General features: G+C 57.1%; 16 protein-coding genes. 10 read left to right on the top strand and 6 right to left on the bottom strand.

What is annotated here, in order from left to right:
* Window positions 1-654, bottom strand: a complete 654-nt coding sequence (locus tag DR88_RS17160; RefSeq protein ID WP_025860854.1) for a YceH family protein — start codon at window positions 652-654, stop codon at window positions 1-3.
* A 9-nt stretch (window positions 655-663) separates the two neighbouring features.
* The gene (gene rimJ / locus DR88_RS17165) at window positions 664-1248 is read right to left on the bottom strand and encodes a ribosomal protein S5-alanine N-acetyltransferase (RefSeq protein WP_002899099.1); all 585 of its coding nucleotides are present in this window, start codon (window positions 1246-1248) and stop codon (window positions 664-666) included.
* 229 nt (window positions 1249-1477) lie between these two features.
* Between rimJ and mdtH the strand changes: the two genes are divergently transcribed.
* The 7 genes from mdtH (at window position 1478) to DR88_RS17200 (ending at window position 6842) form a co-directional block, all read left to right on the top strand.
* The gene (gene mdtH, locus DR88_RS17170; protein ID WP_002899096.1) at window positions 1478-2686 is read left to right on the top strand and encodes a multidrug efflux MFS transporter MdtH; all 1209 of its coding nucleotides are present in this window, start codon (window positions 1478-1480) and stop codon (window positions 2684-2686) included.
* A 113-nt stretch (window positions 2687-2799) separates the two neighbouring features.
* Window positions 2800-3360 (top strand): lipoprotein, encoded by a 561-nt coding sequence (locus DR88_RS17175; protein WP_004150824.1) that lies wholly within the window; start codon window positions 2800-2802, stop codon window positions 3358-3360.
* Between the two features lie 125 nt (window positions 3361-3485).
* Window positions 3486-4532: a dihydroorotase gene (pyrC, locus tag DR88_RS17180; protein WP_004176586.1), complete on the top strand. Its 1047-nt coding sequence runs from the start codon at window positions 3486-3488 to the stop codon at window positions 4530-4532.
* Window positions 4533-4604: 72 nt separating this feature from the next.
* Window positions 4605-4856 carry a DNA damage-inducible protein I gene (gene dinI, locus DR88_RS31280; protein ID WP_002898994.1) on the top strand — a complete coding sequence of 84 codons (252 nt, stop codon included), beginning with the start codon at window positions 4605-4607 and terminating at the stop codon, window positions 4854-4856.
* 302 nt (window positions 4857-5158) lie between these two features.
* Window positions 5159-5413 carry a biofilm formation regulator BssS gene (bssS, locus tag DR88_RS17190; RefSeq protein WP_002898992.1) on the top strand — a complete coding sequence of 85 codons (255 nt, stop codon included), beginning with the start codon at window positions 5159-5161 and terminating at the stop codon, window positions 5411-5413.
* Between the two features lie 125 nt (window positions 5414-5538).
* Complete coding sequence (gene solA / locus DR88_RS17195) at window positions 5539-6657, top strand: N-methyl-L-tryptophan oxidase (RefSeq protein ID WP_004147915.1); 1119 nt, start codon at window positions 5539-5541, stop codon at window positions 6655-6657.
* Window positions 6658-6728: 71 nt separating this feature from the next.
* Window positions 6729-6842 carry a DUF2770 family protein gene (locus DR88_RS17200; protein ID WP_002898988.1) on the top strand — a complete coding sequence of 38 codons (114 nt, stop codon included), beginning with the start codon at window positions 6729-6731 and terminating at the stop codon, window positions 6840-6842.
* Here the strand turns inward: DR88_RS17200 and trhO are convergent.
* Window positions 6828-7892, bottom strand: coding sequence for an oxygen-dependent tRNA uridine(34) hydroxylase TrhO (trhO, locus tag DR88_RS17205; protein ID WP_002898987.1), 1065 nt, complete (start codon window positions 7890-7892; stop codon window positions 6828-6830). The genes DR88_RS17200 and trhO overlap by 15 nt on opposite strands.
* Window positions 7893-8097: 205 nt before the next feature.
* Between trhO and DR88_RS17210 the strand changes: the two genes are divergently transcribed.
* The 3 genes from DR88_RS17210 (at window position 8098) to DR88_RS17220 (ending at window position 10894) form a co-directional block, all read left to right on the top strand.
* Window positions 8098-9018, top strand: coding sequence for a Kdo(2)-lipid IV(A) acyltransferase (locus tag DR88_RS17210; RefSeq protein ID WP_025860851.1), 921 nt, complete (start codon window positions 8098-8100; stop codon window positions 9016-9018).
* A 171-nt stretch (window positions 9019-9189) separates the two neighbouring features.
* Window positions 9190-10416, top strand: coding sequence for a multidrug efflux MFS transporter MdtG (mdtG, locus tag DR88_RS17215; protein WP_002898984.1), 1227 nt, complete (start codon window positions 9190-9192; stop codon window positions 10414-10416).
* A gap of 91 nt (window positions 10417-10507) precedes the next feature.
* On the top strand, window positions 10508-10894 hold the full coding sequence (locus tag DR88_RS17220) for a MysB family protein (RefSeq protein WP_002898981.1): 387 nt from the start codon (window positions 10508-10510) through the stop codon (window positions 10892-10894).
* Here DR88_RS17220 and DR88_RS17225 read toward each other — a convergent pair whose 3' ends face one another.
* From DR88_RS17225 to mdoG, 3 genes are all read right to left on the bottom strand, one after another.
* Window positions 10895-11122 carry a YceK/YidQ family lipoprotein gene (locus tag DR88_RS17225; RefSeq protein WP_002898978.1) on the bottom strand — a complete coding sequence of 76 codons (228 nt, stop codon included), beginning with the start codon at window positions 11120-11122 and terminating at the stop codon, window positions 10895-10897. It abuts the gene before it with no gap.
* Between the two features lie 65 nt (window positions 11123-11187).
* Window positions 11188-13716: a glucans biosynthesis glucosyltransferase MdoH gene (gene mdoH, locus DR88_RS17230; RefSeq protein ID WP_004147905.1), complete on the bottom strand. Its 2529-nt coding sequence runs from the start codon at window positions 13714-13716 to the stop codon at window positions 11188-11190.
* Entirely contained in the window at window positions 13709-15262 is a 1554-nt protein-coding gene (mdoG, locus tag DR88_RS17235) for a glucans biosynthesis protein MdoG (protein WP_032443831.1), read from the bottom strand. The genes mdoH and mdoG overlap by 8 nt, the downstream gene beginning before the upstream one ends.
* Window positions 15263-15361: the final 99 nt, after the last annotated feature.

Below are 15361 nucleotides of genomic sequence, written 5' to 3'. Positions count from 1 at the left end.
TTAGTCTCCCAGATGGTGTAACAGCGAATCGAGGCGCGCTTTCAGCTCCGCCACCTCGCCCTCCAGCGCTTCAACCCTGGCGCGCAGATCGCCGTCATCGTCCAGCGGCGCGAGAGCTTCCACTGTGGTGATCAGCGTGTCCATATCGTCGCAAAACAGATGCATATAGCGGCTTTCCCGTTTTCCCGGCTCCCGGGGCAACCGGGCGACGAAGGGGCCATCTTCGCGCGTCGTCAGCCCTTCCAGCACGCTTTCCACTTCCGCCATATCGCTGAACTCATACATCCGCTGCGCCCGGCTGCGTAATTCGCCCGGCGTCTGAGCACCGCGCAGCAGCAGCGTCGTGACCACCGCGACCTCGCCGGCGCTAAGCTTCAGATCGCCAAATTCGAAGTTGCAAAAGCGCTGTTCATACTTGGTGACGCGATTACCGAATCCGCTGACCGTGCGCAGATAGTGCCGTTTCACCAGCGTATCCAGCAGGGCCTGGACCTCGCCTTCGCTCAGCGACATCACTGGCTCGCGGTTGGTTTTCTGATTGCAGGCGGTCACCACAGCATTTACCGACAGCGGATACTGCTCGGGGGTGGTGACCTGCTTTTCCAGCAGGCAGCCAATGACGCGCGCTTCATGCGCAGTTAACTGATATTTCATCCTCTCTCCTTAACGTCCCGCAGACCAGTCCGGCGTCGTTAGCGCCGTCAGTACATGGTCACGCCACTGCCCGTCAATCAGCAGATAATCTTTGGCGTAACCCTCTTTTTCAAACCCCAACCGCGCCAGCAGCGCGCCGCTGCGCTGATTATGCGGCATGTAGTTGGCCATAATGCGATGAATATGCTGCGTGCGCTGCATATAGCGAATCGCCGACGTCAGCGCTTCAAACATCAGCCCCTGCCCCTGCCACTTCTCGCCAATGGAATAGCCAAGATAACAGGCATGGAAAGATCCGCGCACCACGTTGGAGAAATTCGCCACACCGATGATCTCTTTTTCCTCAGGGTCGAGCAGCGCGAAATAAAAAGCTGACCCCTGCTTATGAAACTCAGCGATCATCGACAGACGCGCCTGCCATCCGGAGGGATAGCAGTGGCTGTCGTCACGAACCGGCTCCCAGGGTTTTAAGAACGCTTTATTTTCGGCGTAATAATCGGCCAGACGCCAGGCGTCACGATCGTGAACCAGGCGCACCACCAGCCGGTCCGTCGTCAAACGCACCTTCGGCACGTTACTGCGATAGCCAAACATTTCCTTTTTCAGTCCCCCTGACTTCACTCTTGCTTTCATCACTATACCTTTCCTGCACGATAGTGTGAAAACAGCAACATACCATTTTCTGCGCCATCTCCTCTTTTCGATGAATAGGCTCAATCGATCTTGCTTTTTGATAAAAAAATATTGTCGCAAGGGTGCTGGGAAAAGCAGCAGATTGCCCGCAGAATATCCTCGCTTATCTCTATTTTTCCCTGGAGGGGAAATGTCCCGCGTCTCGCAGGCAAGGAGCCTGGGTAAATATTTCCTGTTAGTCGATAACATGCTGGTCGTGCTGGGCTTTTTTGTCGTTTTTCCGCTGATTTCCATCCGCTTTGTCGATCAGATGGGCTGGGCAGCGCTGATGGTCGGCATTGCGCTCGGCCTGCGCCAGCTGGTACAGCAGGGATTAGGCATCTTTGGCGGCGCCATCGCCGACCGCTTCGGCGCGAAACCGATGATCGTCACCGGCATGCTGATGCGTGCCGGCGGTTTCGCGGCGATGGCCGTCGCCCATGAGCCGTGGGTGCTGTGGTTCTCGTGCATACTCTCCGGACTCGGCGGTACACTGTTCGATCCGCCGCGGGCGGCGCTGGTGGTTAAGCTGGTGCGTCCGCATCAGCGCGGCCGCTTTTTCTCCATCCTGATGATGCAGGATAGCGCCGGCGCGGTGATTGGCGCGCTGCTGGGCAGCTGGCTGCTGCAGTATGATTTTCGCCTGGTGTGCAGCGCCGGCGCCGCGCTGTTTATCGCCTGCGCCGCGTTTAACGCCTGGTATCTGCCGGCATGGAAGCTCTCGACGGTGAAAACGCCGATTCGCGAGGGTCTGGGCCGGGTGCTGCGGGACAAACGCTTCGTCACCTATGTCCTGACGCTGACCGGCTATTATATGCTGGCGGTGCAGGTGATGCTGATGCTGCCGATCATGGTGAATGACATCGCCGGCTCGCCGGCCGCCGTGAAATGGATGTACGCCATCGAAGCCACCATTTCGCTCACCCTGCTCTATCCTATTGCCCGTTGGAGCGAAAAACGCTTCCGCCTTGAGCACCGGCTGATGGCCGGTCTGCTGGTGATGACCCTGGCCATGCTCCCCATCGGGATGACCAGCAGTTTACAGCAGCTGTTTACCCTGATTTGCCTGTTTTACATCGGCTCTATCATTGCCGAACCCGCCCGCGAGACGCTGGGCGCTTCGCTGGCGGACGCCCGGGCGCGTGGCAGCTATATGGGTTTCAGCCGTCTGGGGCTCGCCTTCGGCGGCGCGCTGGGTTACGCGGGCGGCGGCTGGCTGTTTGATGCCGGGAAAGCCGTCGGCCAGCCCGAACTGCCGTGGCTGATGCTCGGCGCCATCGGGGTTATCACCTTCCTGGCGCTATGGTGGCAATTCAGTCCGAAACGCTCTGCCTCCGGTATGCTGGAGCCGCGCACCTGATGCGCGCGGCGGCGGTTTCTCCTGCTTTCAGCCTATTCTGCTGGCGCGATGGGTGCTGACAGGTCATGATGCTTTGTGTCAGGATGAAGGAAGGTATGAGCTTGAGGAACCCCATGAAAAAGATATTGATCGCCGCCGCGCTAATTGTCAGCGGCCTGCTGAGTGGCTGTAATCAGCTGACCCAATACACGGTAAGCGAGCAAGAGATTAACCAGGCCCTGCAGAAGCGAAACCATTTCGCCAAAGATATTGGTCTGAAAGGCGTTGCCGACGCCCATATCGAACTGCAGAACCTGACCAGCGCTATCGGGCGCGAGGAGCCGGGCAAAGTCACCCTGAGCGGGATCGCCAACGTCGATCTTAACTCCCTGTTCGGCACGCAGAAAGCGACGATCGATCTGAAGCTCAAAGCGCTGCCAACCTTTGACCGAGAGAAAGGCGCCATCTTCCTGCAGGAAATGGAAGTGGTCGATGCCAAAGTGGCGCCGGAGAAGCTGCAGTCGGTTATTCAGGCCCTGCTCCCCTACCTGAATCAGTCTCTGCGCAGCTACTTCAGCCAGCAGCCGGCTTATGTCCTGCGTGAGGACGCCAGCACCGGCGAAGCGCTGGCGAAGAAATACGCCAAAGGTATAGAGGTGAAGCCAGGCGAGATTGTCATCCCCTTTACCAATTAATCTCCAGGGCGCTACGGCGCCCTGAATTTTTTACGGAAATGAGTGCAAAGGAAAACGTTTACGCTTATCCTTAGTGCCTGGCAAAAAACAGCCCTGATGACTGAACCTATTAGCCGGAGCCTTCCATGACAGCACAATCCCAGGTATTGAAAATCCGCCGCCCAGACGACTGGCATATCCATCTGCGCGATGACGATATGCTGAAAACCGTCGTGCCTTATACCAGTGAGTTTTATGGCCGGGCGATCGTGATGCCGAATCTGGTGCCGCCTGTCACCACCGTCGCGGCGGCTATCGCTTACCGCCAGCGCATTATGGACGCCGTGCCGGCCGGGCATGATTTTACCCCGCTGATGACCTGCTATCTGACAGACTCTCTCGACCCAGCGGAGCTGGAACGCGGCTTTAACGAAGGGGTGTTCACCGCCGCCAAGCTCTACCCGGCCAATGCCACCACTAACTCCAGCCACGGCGTCACCAGCACCGACGCCATTATGCCAGTGCTGGAGCGGATGGAAAAACTGGGGATGCCGTTGCTCGTTCACGGCGAAGTCACTCACGCCGAGATTGATATTTTCGATCGTGAAGCGCGCTTTATTGAGACGGTGATGGAGCCCCTGCGCCAGCGCCTGCCCGGCCTGAAAGTGGTTTTTGAACATATCACCACCAAAGACGCCGCCGAGTACGTGCGTGACGGTAACGAACTGCTGGCTGCTACCATCACCCCGCAGCATCTGATGTTCAACCGCAACCATATGCTGGTGGGCGGCATTCGCCCTCACCTGTACTGTCTGCCGGTACTTAAACGCAATATTCATCAGCAGGCTCTGCGGGAGCTGGTCGCCAGCGGCTTCAGCCGCGCCTTCCTCGGCACCGACTCCGCACCGCACGCCCGCCACCGTAAGGAAGCCAGCTGTGGCTGCGCCGGCTGCTTTAACGCCCCGACCGCCCTCGGCAGCTACGCCACGGTGTTTGAAGAAATGAACGCTCTGCAGCACTTTGAGGCTTTCTGCTCGCTGAACGGCCCGCGCTTCTACGGTCTGCCGGTCAATGAGAGCTACGTTGAACTGGTGCGTGAAGAGACGACCGTTGTGGACAGCATTGCCCTGCCTAATGACACCCTGGTGCCCTTCCTGGCGGGTGAAACCGTTCGCTGGACCGTGAAGAAATAAAAACGCAGCCCCCTGTTGTCAACGCCAACCAGATACTGTATAAATAACCAGTATCAAACGCAGGGGGCAATTATGCGCATTGAAGTGTCTATCGCCAAAACGACCGCCTTACCTAACGGCGCGCTGGAAGCGCTGAATAACGAACTCTCTCGCCGTATCGCCGAGCAATTCCCGGCCATCGATAGCCAGGTGAGCGTCCGCTACGCCACCGGTAATCAGCTCTCGGTGTTTGGCGCCCTGAAAGAAGACAAAGACCGGATAAGCGAAATCCTGCAGGAAACATGGGAAAGCGCGGACGACTGGTTTGTCCACGATCTCTCCTGAAGCATGGCGGGATCCAGTTACTCTGGTTTGCTCCCTCATTGTGCTTTTTTTGCCGGGTCGCCCCGGCTTTTTTTATCCCCTCTTCTGTTCAGAATAGTCCTGATTATTCTGCTCAATATCGACTAAAGTGGCCATTTTACGCGCTTATCTTGAGTAAAAAAGCGGCAAAAGAAGAAAATCATGCTGCCTTTCATTTAATTTCTCGAGTTTATTCTTGATCCCTGATATAATTAACTTGCTTCAAAAAATATGCATTAAACCTCGAGAATTGTTGTCTTTTAACATATGAATAAGGGGTTATGATGGAAAAAAATAATGAAGTCATTCAGACCCATCCCCTCGTTGGATGGGACATCAGCACCGTTGATAGCTACGATGCGCTGATGTTGCGCCTGCACTACCAGAACCCCACTCAAGAAAACAGTAATGATGCTGAGATCGGCCAGACGCTATGGCTAACGACGGACGTCGCACGTCAGTTTATTTCAATCCTGGAAGCAGGCATTGCGAAGATTGAATCTGGCGAATACCAGGAAAACGAGTATCGCCGACATTAACGCGGCTTGCGAATGACTTAACATTAAACTTAACAGGCACCTGCGGGTGCCTGAATTATTTTCGGGCTTGTATAAGCACAGGGAGTTAATTACCCTGCTAACAAGGCAATTACCCGGAACTCACCATGCAATACGATCTTATCATTATTGGCAGCGGCTCCGTCGGCGCCGCCGCTGGCTATTATGCGCGCCGTGCCGGACTCAATGTTCTGATGACCGATGCCCATCAACCTCCTCACCAGGAAGGCAGCCATCACGGCAGCAGCCGTCTTATCCGTCACGCCTATGGCGAAGGTGAGAAATATGTTCCGCTGGTGCTGCGTGCCCAGCAGCTATGGGATGAACTGGCAGAGATCAGTGGCGAAGCCGTGTTTGAACGCACCGGCGTCATTAACCTCGGCCCCGCCAGCTCCGCTTTTCTCGCCAACGTCGCCGCCAGCGCCCGTGCGTTCCAGCTTGAGGTGGAAGAGCTGGATGCCCAGGCCGTGATGCAGCGCTGGCCGGAGATACGCCTCCCCGATGACTATCGGGCGATTTTCGAACCCGCTTCCGGCGTACTGCGCAGCGAACTGGCCGTCGAAACCTGGATCCGTCTGGCGCGGGAAGCAGGCTGCGCGCAGCTATTCAACTGTCCGGTCTCGGCTATTCATCACCATGCTGACGGGATCACCATCGATACCCTCGACGGTGAATATCATGGTAAAAAGCTGCTGGTCAGCGCCGGCACCTGGGTCACCCGCCTGCTTCCGGACCTCCCTATCCAGCCGGTACGCAAGGTGTTCGCCTGGTACCAGGCCGATGGCCGTTACAGCAGCAAGAATCACTTTCCGGCCTTCACCGGCGAGTTGCCCAATGGCGAGCAATATTACGGTTTCCCGGCGGAAGATAATGAACTGAAAATTGGCAAGCATAACGGCGGCCAGCCGATCTCCACCCCGCAGGAACGGGTAGCGTTTGGCGCTGTCGCCAGCGATGGTTCCGAATCCTTCCCGTTTTTGCGTAACGTCCTGCCTGGCATCGGCGGCTGCCTGCACGGCGCCTCCTGTACCTACGACAATACCGTCGATGAGGACTTTATTATCGATACGTTGCCAGGCAGGCCAGACACGCTGCTGATCACCGGGCTGAGCGGCCACGGCTTTAAGTTTGCGCCGGTGCTGGGCGAAATTGCCAGTCAGTTTGCTCAGGGCGAAGCATCGAGCTTCAATCTGGCCCCCTTTTCTCTGGCGCGCTTTAACGCGTAATGGAATGCGGCACTTTTGCCGTTGGGTAAAGAAACGGCCTCTGCTGAGGCCGTTAGTGATTGAGAGCGGTTATGCGTCGCCTGTTTAATATGCTGGTCAACAACGTGCGCGAGCATTTTATGATCTACCTGGCGCTCTGGCTGCTGCTGGCGATCATCGATCTCGTCTGGTTATGGTTTTTCTGACGGCTCCGGGTCGAGGATCCCGAGTTTGGTATTCAGCCGGCCACGGGATTTATTAAAGATTTTGTTGCCGTTTTCACGCCCGGCGCGCAGCTTACGCTGCTCCTCTTCCGGTAGCTTATGCTCTTCCATGCAGGCTTCGCTACAGCAGCCGGCAAACTTCTCGGCGCAGCTCGGGCACTGGATAAACAGCAGATGGCAGCCATCGTTCAGGCAGTTAGTATGGGTGTCGCACGGCGCGCCGCACTGATGACAGTGCGCGATAACGTCATTGGAGATCCGCTCGCCCATCCGCTCATCAAAGACAAAGTTTTTACCAATGAAGCGCACCGGTAGCCCCTGCTCGCGGGCGCGACGGGCGTACTCGATGATGCCACCCTCGATGTGCCAGACCTTATTGAAGCCGTTATGCTTCATCCAGGCGCTGGCTTTTTCACAGCGAATGCCGCCGGTGCAATACATGACAATTTTCTTGTCTTTATGGTCCTGCATCATTTCCACGGCTTTCGGCAGCTGGTCGCGGAAGGTATCCGCCGGGATCTCCAGCGCGTTTTCGAAATGGCCCACCTCATATTCATAGTGGTTACGCATATCGATAAACACGGCATCCGGATCGTCAAGCATCGCGTTGACTTCCGCCGCCTTGAGATACTCCCCCACATTGGAGGCGTCAAACGAGGGATCGTCGATGCCGTCGGCGACGATACGATCGCGAACTTTCAGGCGCAGCACCCAGAAAGACTTACCATCGTCCTCCACAGCGATATTGAAACGCAGCCCCGCCAGCGCCGGATCGAAGCCATAGAGAAACTCACGCAGAGCCTCAACGTTGCTTTGCGGCACGCTGATTTGCGCGTTGATCCCTTCCCGGGCCAGATAGATGCGGCCAAAGACCTTCAGCTGGGTTAAGGCAACCCACAGCGCATCACGGGTCGCCTGCGGGTCGACAATAGTGAAATATTTATAGAACGAGATCGTCGTGCGCGGCTCGGTTTCAGCCAGCATTTGCGCCTTTAACGTCTCATTTGAAATGCGGTTGTGTAACACTGGCATGGTGTACCTGCTCGACATAGAAATGAGGAAATAAACGGCGGGCATAATATAGCAAAGCTGTTTAATTTACATCCCTACATTTAACGCTACATTTCTCTCACCCGGTCGCGCCCCGCTTAACAAAACGAGCTGACTGTCGCCGCCTTTGGCTGGCCGGTAAAAAAATGCGATAATATAAGACGTTGCTCACTGATACGGGTATGAAATGACTCATTTGCCTAAATTTTCTCCGGCGCTGTTGCATCCGCGCTATTGGCTGCTGTGGCTGGGTATCGGCCTGCTGTGGCTGGTTGTCCAACTGCCCTACCCGCTGATCTACCGCCTCGGGAACGCCATCGGCCGTCTGGCCATGCGCTTTATGAAGCGCCGGGCGAAAATCGCCTATCGCAACCTTGAGCTCTGCTTCCCCGAGAAAAGCGAGCAGGAACGCCAGCGGATGGTGGTGATGAACTTTGAATCGGTGGGCATGGGGCTGATGGAGACCGGTATGGCCTGGTTCTGGCCGGTTCGCCGTATCGCCCGCTGGACCGACACCATCGGCTTTGAGCATATTCGCGATGTGCAGGCGCAGCAGCGCGGCATTCTGCTGATCGGTATTCATTTCCTCACTCTCGAGATGGGAGCGCGGATGTTCGGTATGAACGAGCCGGGGATTGGCGTCTATCGCCCCAACGACAACCCGGTGATCGACTGGCTGCAGACCTGGGGCCGCTTGCGCTCCAACAAGGATATGATTGACCGTAAGGATCTGAAAGGCATGATCCGGGCACTGAAAAAAGGCGAAGTGGTGTGGTACGCACCGGATCACGATTACGGCCCGACCGCCAGCGTCTTTGCCCCACTGTTTGCGGTCGACCAGGCGGCGACCACCTCCGGCACCTGGATGCTGGCGAAAATGTCCAAAGCCTGCGTCGTGCCCTTCGTCCCGCGCCGCAAACCGGACGGTAAAGGTTATGAACTGATTATCCTGCCGCCAGAGTGTTCCCCGCCGCTGGACGACGCGGAAACCACCGCCGCGTGGATGAACAAGATCGTTGAGCAGTGCATCATGATGGCCCCGGAACAGTATATGTGGCTCCATCGTCGCTTCAAAACCCGCCCCGAAGGCATGCCCTCCCGCTACTGATCCCTTTTCCCGGCCGCGCTCATCCCGGCCGGGAAGCTTCGCCGCTCAGGCTTTAGGCTCTCCTTTAGCTTTAAAAGCTCTCCTCCATTGCGGCATCTATTTCTCAGGCGCATAATTAGCAGGCTCATATTTTCTCTTAATTTGACCTGCCGCGCAGGCCAGTGGAACCCTATGTCGTCTGCTGAAACCCCCATTAACTGGAAACGAAACCTGACCGTGACCTGGCTTGGCTGCTTTTTAACCGGCGCCGCCTTCAGCCTGGTCATGCCCTTTCTGCCACTCTACGTCGAACAGCTCGGCGTCACCGGGCATAGCGCCCTGAACATGTGGTCCGGGCTGGTCTTTAGTATTACCTTTCTTTTCTCCGCCATCGCCTCGCCGTTCTGGGGGGGGCTTGCTGATCGCAAGGGGAGAAAAATCATGCTGCTGCGTTCCGCCCTCGGGATGGCCATCGTGATGATGCTGATGGGAATGGCGCAGAATATCTGGCAGTTTCTGCTGCTGCGCGCACTGCTCGGCCTGCTGGGCGGCTTTATTCCTAACGCCAACGCCCTGATCGCCACCCAGATCCCGCGCCATAAAAGCGGCTGGGCGCTGGGGACACTGTCTACCGGCGCGGTAAGCGGCGCCCTGCTCGGCCCGCTGGCAGGTGGCTTCCTGGCCGACCACTGGGGATTGCGCACCGTCTTCTTTATGACCGCGGCGGTACTATTTATCTGTTTCTTGTTTACCCTGTTTTTAATCCGCGAAAATTTTGTGCCGATCGCCAGGAAAGAGATGCTCAGTGCCAGAGAGGTGTTCTCCTCGCTGCAGAATCCCAAACTGGTGCTCAGCCTGTTTGTGACCTCGCTGATAATCCAGGTGGCCACCGGTTCCATTGCGCCGATCCTGACGCTTTATGTACGCGATCTCGCGGGCAACGTCAGTAACATCGCCTTTATCAGCGGAATGATCGCCTCGGTGCCGGGCATTGCCGCGCTGATGAGCGCCCCGCGGCTGGGCAAACTGGGGGATCGCATCGGGCCGGAAAAAATCCTCATCGTCGCGCTGATTATCTCGGTGCTACTCCTGATCCCGATGTCGTTCGTTCAGACCCCGCTGCAGTTAGGTATCCTGCGATTCCTGCTCGGCGCCGCGGACGGCGCGCTGCTGCCGGCGGTGCAAACCCTGCTGGTGTACAACTCGACCAGCCAGATCTCCGGGCGAATCTTCAGCTATAACCAGTCGTTCCGCGATATTGGCAACGTTACCGGCCCCCTGATTGGCGCGTCGGTTTCCGCTAACTATGGCTTCCGCGCTGTATTTCTGGTCACCGCAGGGGTGGTATTGTTTAATGCGATCTACTCCACCCTCAGCCTGCGTCGGCCAGCCGCGGATACGTCGCATTCAGTAAATTAACGTCGAGAGGGGCTCTGTCCCTTGACGCCGTGCGTACCGCCTTCTATAGATTGAATCGTGTTCAATTCATATTCTTCTCAGGAGATTCGCTATGCCAAAGGATTCGATGTTCTACGCCACGCTTGAAGAAGCTATTGATGCAGCACGTGAAGAATTTCTCGCCAACAACCCTGACAGCGATGAAGAGAGCGCCAACGTTGAGCAGCTCAACATTCAAAAGTATGTGCTGCAGGATGGCGATATCGCCTGGCAGGCCGAATTTTTTGCTGACGAAGAGGAACAAGGCGAATGCCTCCCGATGCTCAGCGGCGAAGCCGCGCAGAGCGTCTTCGACGGGGATTATGATGAGATAGAGCTGCGTCAGGAGTGGCTGGAGGAAAATACGCTCCACGAATGGGATGAAGGCGAATTTCAGCTCGAGCCCTCGCTGGACACCGAAGAGGGGCAGACGGCAGCCGACGAGTGGGACGAGCGTTAATCAGTTATAGGGTCCGTGGCTGGCGTCCAGAGGCAGCAGAAGCGTATCAAATACCAGCGAGAACGGCAGGTCGAGAATGGTGAGATAGCGCCATGCCGAATCGCGAACATCCCACTGTACGCCCGGGTAATATTGATTGCCATGCCCCTGCCCGGGCACCGTACGGCTGATAATGCTGCCGCAGCCGCTGAGCAGCAGCGCCATGGCAATGATCGGTAGTATTCGCATCCACATCCTCGTATTTCAGATAAAAAATACCGGCATCGCTGCCGGTATTTTCCTTAACGTACGGCTTATTTCGTTTTCAGCGCCAGCGGGTTAAGCGCCAACTGCTGATAGGCGTTCACCCATGAAGAGTATTTCTCCGGCGCGGCCCATACGCGATAGTGCAGACGCGACATGGTTACCGGGTCGCTCAACAGCACCAGTCGGCGATCGCGGTTCAGCTTATCCGGCGTTTCATTCAGCGCCTGCTCGACATGGCGCTCGCGGGCGATCTCCAGGATATGACCCTGACGATGGCGCGCAGTGGCCATTGCGGTGGCGAGGGCGTTAAACGACGGGTTAAACACCGCGTGCATAAAGCCATCGTCCAGCGAACGCTGACGGTTCATCGTCAGGTACGCATCGGTATCCTTGAGCACCTGCGGCGGCGAATACTCTTCCGGGATCAGGAACAGCTTCCAGCGCTTGGTGCGCAGGCCCACTGTCGCCCGGCTGGAAATCGCCGATACGAACGGCGAGAGGATCAGCGAGACAACAATCGGCGCTAGCCAGAACAGGAAGCGTAGATCCAGCCATGCCATCCCGACCGCCCACACCAGCCCCAGCAGCAGCTGCGAGCCGTGGCGCATAAAGGCTTCCCCCCACGGCGTGGAGTCATCATCACGCTGCGGCGAATTCCATACCACCTCCCAGCCGAGGAAGGCGCTGACCACGAAGACGGTGTGGAACAGCATACGGACCGGCGCCAGCAGGACCGAGAACAGGACCTCCAGCAGCAGTGAAAGCGTGACGCGGATAAATCCGCCGTACTCTTTCGGCCCTTTACACCACACCAGAATAATACTCAGCAGCTTCGGCAGGAACAGCAGCACCATGGTCGAGGCGAACAGCGCGATGGCCAGCTCAGGCCGCCACTGCGGCCACACCGGGAACAGCTGACGCGGCTGCAGGAAGTACTGCGGTTCGGTCAGGGCATGCACCACCTGCAACGCCGTCGACAGGGCAAGGAACATAAACCACAGCGGCGCCGACAGGTAGGACATCACGCCGGTAAGGAACACCGCCCGGTGAACCGGGTGCATCCCTCTGACAAGGAACAGGCGGAAGTTCATCAGGTTGCCCTGACACCAGCGACGGTCGCGTTTCAGCTCGGCCAGCAGGTTCGGCGGCAGCTCCTCATAGGAGCCCGGCAGATCGTAGGCAATCCACACCCCCCAGCCGGCACGGCGCATCAGCGCGGCTTCGACGAAGTCGTGCGACAGGATCGAGCCGGCAAAGTTGCCCTCGCCCGGCAGCGGCGCCAGCGCGCAGTGCTCAATGAACGGCTTCACGCGGATAATGGCGTTGTGGCCCCAGTAGTGGGACTCCCCCAACTGCCAGAAGTGCAGACCCGCCGTAAACAGCGGACCGTACACCCGGGTGGCAAACTGCTGGCAACGCGCATACAGCGTGTCCATGCCCGAGGCGCGCGGGGAAGACTGAATGATCCCGGCATTCGGGTTCGCTTCCATCAGGCGCACCAGGCTGCTCAGACACTCACCGGTCATCACCGAGTCAGCGTCCAGCACCACCATATAGCTATACTGGCTGCCCCAGCGGCGGCAGAAGTCATCGATGTTGCCGCTCTTACGCTTCACTCGACGACGACGGCGGCGGTAGAAGATCTGCCCTTCGCCCTGCACTTCGGCAATCAGCTCCATCCACGCCTTTTGCTCAGCCACACAGATATCGGGGTTATAGCTATCGCTGAGGATATAGACGTCGAAATGAGCGGCGTTACCGGTCGCTTTCACCGACTCCCAGGTCGCCCGCAGGCCGGCGAAAACGCGGTCAACGTCTTCGTTACAGATCGGCATTATCAGCGCCGTACGGTGCGCCGGGTTCAACGGTTCGTCACCGACCGTCGAGGCGGAAATACTGTACTTATCGCGGCCGATCAATAGCTGCAGGAAGCCCATTAACGCGGTCCAGAAGCCGGCGGAAACCCAGCAGAACAGCACCGCGAAGAGGATCAGAATGCCGCTCTGCAACACGTACGGCAGCAGCTGCATGAACGAGATCCACAGGTTCTGCCCCACCATGTCGGCCGGGTTGATCAGCGCCCAGCCCTGATAAGGCAGAATGGTTTTCATATACCAGGTGGCTACCACGGTCTGCGACAGCGTCAGCAGCAGCAGGATATAGCGACGAATGGTGCCGACGGTACGCCATTTTTGCTCACTCTCGCGCTCTTCTTGCGTCAGACGGGAGAGATAGCGCGGCGTGACATCGCGTCCGCGCAGACGGTCCCAGAAGCGGCCGACCGGGTTGGTACGCCACGGGTCCGGGATCATTGAGGAGCGCTTGGCTTTAGGCATCGCATGCAGCTGAGTACGGCCTTCATCGTCCTTCACCAGCTGATCGCCAGACAGCGAATCCGGCCAGCTATGCGCCAGCCGTGCCTTGACCGACCCCAGCGGGGAGTCGTCTTCGCGGGCGAAGGTCTGATGGTCGTCATCCAGGGCCTGATGAACGGCCTGCAGGCTGGTGTCCGGCAGCGCCGATTTCTCGGCGTCCGACAGCGGCAATGCGTCAATGTACTTTGTTATCTTATTCATTGGCAGGCAGCTGATAGCTCCAGGTTTCGCTCAACGTGTCATCACCGTTAACCAGCGCGGCGCGCATTTCCGTCGTTTTCTTCGGATCTTTCACCTTCAAACGCAGGATCATTCGCCAGCCTTTGGTCACCGGATTGTAACGCACGGTATTTTCAACGATTTCAGCGTTATCGCCGGTACTCGCCTGGGCGGCGACCGGGGTATCCGCCGGCAGTTTTTTCATATCGGCGCCGGTGAAGTCGACAATGAAAGCAATGGTGCCGTCCGGCTGGCGGATCAGGTTCGACTGCTTCACGTCGCCGGTAGAGCGGCGGGTCTGCATAACGTAAGCGTTATCCGGCGCATGCAGCTTGTCTTCATCGCGGCTGAAGGTGATGGTGTACTTGAAGTTCATCTCCTTGCCCGGCTCCGGCAGCTGATCCGGCGTCCAGTAAGTCACGATGTTATCGTTGGTTTCATCGTTGGTCGGGATTTCAACCAGTTCGATTTTCCCTTTGCCCCACTCCCCTTTCGGGGTGATCCAGGCGCTCGGACGCAGGTCATAACGATCGTCGAGATCCTCGAAGCGCGAGAACTGACGGCCGCGCTGCAGCAGGCCGAACCCTTGCGGGTTTTCCATCGCATAGCTGCTAACGGCAAGGTGTTTCGGGTTGTTCAGCGGACGCCAGATCCACTCGCCGTTACCGGCCAGGATCGACAGACCATTGGAGTCGTGTAGCGCCGGACGATAGTTAAGCGCCGGAGAAGGCTGGTTGGAACCGAACAGGAACATGCTGGTCAGCGGCGCCACGCCCAGTTTGCCCACTTTGTCACGCAGGTAAACTTTGGACTGGACATCTACCACGGTGTCGCGTCCCGGCATGATGACAAAGCGATAAGTGCCGGTTGCCCGCGGGGAGTCCAGCAGCGCATAGATAGTCAGACGTTTGTCGGAGGCTTTAGGACGCTCGATCCAGAACTCGCGAAAACGCGGGAACTCTTCGCCGGACGGCAGCGCGGTATCGATAGCCAGGCCGCGCGCGGACAGGCCGTAAACCTGACCCTGACCCAGCACGCGGAAGTAGCTGGCACCGAGCATGCTGACGATCTCATCGTTCTTATCTTTGCTATTGATCGGATACAGTACTTTGAAGCCGGCGAAACCGAGGTCTTTCACCGTGTCTTTATCGTGCTGAACGTTACCAAAGTTAAAATAGTCCGGGCTATATTTAATTTTGCGCACGCTGGTGGCCGTCACTTCATTGATGGTGACCGGCGTGTCGAAGTACATACCCTGATGGTAAAATTCAAGCTTGAATGGGGTTTTCTGGTTATTCCAGTAAGCTTTATCGTGATTAAACTGAATTTGCTGGTAATCCGCGTATTTCATGTCGCGGAAAGCGGAGGGCAGGTTACTCTTCGGCGCTTCATAGCCTTTCCCGGCTAACGTTTTGGCCTCTTTTGCAACGTCATCAATGCTAAATGCCCATGCAGATGAAGTACACAGGGACAACATTACGGCTGCGCTTAACCAACGCATTTTCATCATCTGTGGTTTATGTTTCATATAAGTAAGCACTTCCCCCTTTGTGTGCTTAAATCGATCCGATCTATTTTAATGGAAACTCAGGCAATCCGACAACATAATCCCTGCTTTGTTCAGCGT

Source organism: Klebsiella pneumoniae, from assembly GCF_000742135.1.
GTDB lineage: Bacteria > Pseudomonadota > Gammaproteobacteria > Enterobacterales > Enterobacteriaceae > Klebsiella > Klebsiella pneumoniae.
Note: the sequence above shows the minus strand (reverse complement) of the source record. Positions and strands in the feature narration are given on the sequence as shown.

Coding starts and splice junctions, on each gene's coding strand:
- mdtG (WP_002898984.1), top strand. CDS start 9,190: ATGTCGTCTGCTGAAACCCCCATTAACTGGAAACGAAACCTGACCGTG.
- solA (WP_004147915.1), top strand. CDS start 5,539: ATGCAATACGATCTTATCATTATTGGCAGCGGCTCCGTCGGCGCCGCC.
- rimJ (WP_002899099.1), bottom strand. CDS start 1,248: ATGTTTGGCTATCGCAGTAACGTGCCGAAGGTGCGTTTGACGACGGAC.
- DR88_RS17220 (WP_002898981.1), top strand. CDS start 10,508: ATGCCAAAGGATTCGATGTTCTACGCCACGCTTGAAGAAGCTATTGAT.
- trhO (WP_002898987.1), bottom strand. CDS start 7,892: ATGCCAGTGTTACACAACCGCATTTCAAATGAGACGTTAAAGGCGCAA.
- DR88_RS17160 (WP_025860854.1), bottom strand. CDS start 654: ATGAAATATCAGTTAACTGCGCATGAAGCGCGCGTCATTGGCTGCCTG.
- mdoH (WP_004147905.1), bottom strand. CDS start 13,716: ATGAATAAGATAACAAAGTACATTGACGCATTGCCGCTGTCGGACGCC.
- bssS (WP_002898992.1), top strand. CDS start 5,159: ATGGAAAAAAATAATGAAGTCATTCAGACCCATCCCCTCGTTGGATGG.
- pyrC (WP_004176586.1), top strand. CDS start 3,486: ATGACAGCACAATCCCAGGTATTGAAAATCCGCCGCCCAGACGACTGG.
- DR88_RS17225 (WP_002898978.1), bottom strand. CDS start 11,122: ATGCGAATACTACCGATCATTGCCATGGCGCTGCTGCTCAGCGGCTGC.
- DR88_RS17200 (WP_002898988.1), top strand. CDS start 6,729: ATGCGTCGCCTGTTTAATATGCTGGTCAACAACGTGCGCGAGCATTTT.
- DR88_RS17175 (WP_004150824.1), top strand. CDS start 2,800: ATGAAAAAGATATTGATCGCCGCCGCGCTAATTGTCAGCGGCCTGCTG.
- dinI (WP_002898994.1), top strand. CDS start 4,605: ATGCGCATTGAAGTGTCTATCGCCAAAACGACCGCCTTACCTAACGGC.
- mdtH (WP_002899096.1), top strand. CDS start 1,478: ATGTCCCGCGTCTCGCAGGCAAGGAGCCTGGGTAAATATTTCCTGTTA.
- DR88_RS17210 (WP_025860851.1), top strand. CDS start 8,098: ATGACTCATTTGCCTAAATTTTCTCCGGCGCTGTTGCATCCGCGCTAT.
- mdoG (WP_032443831.1), bottom strand. CDS start 15,262: ATGAAACATAAACCACAGATGATGAAAATGCGTTGGTTAAGCGCAGCC.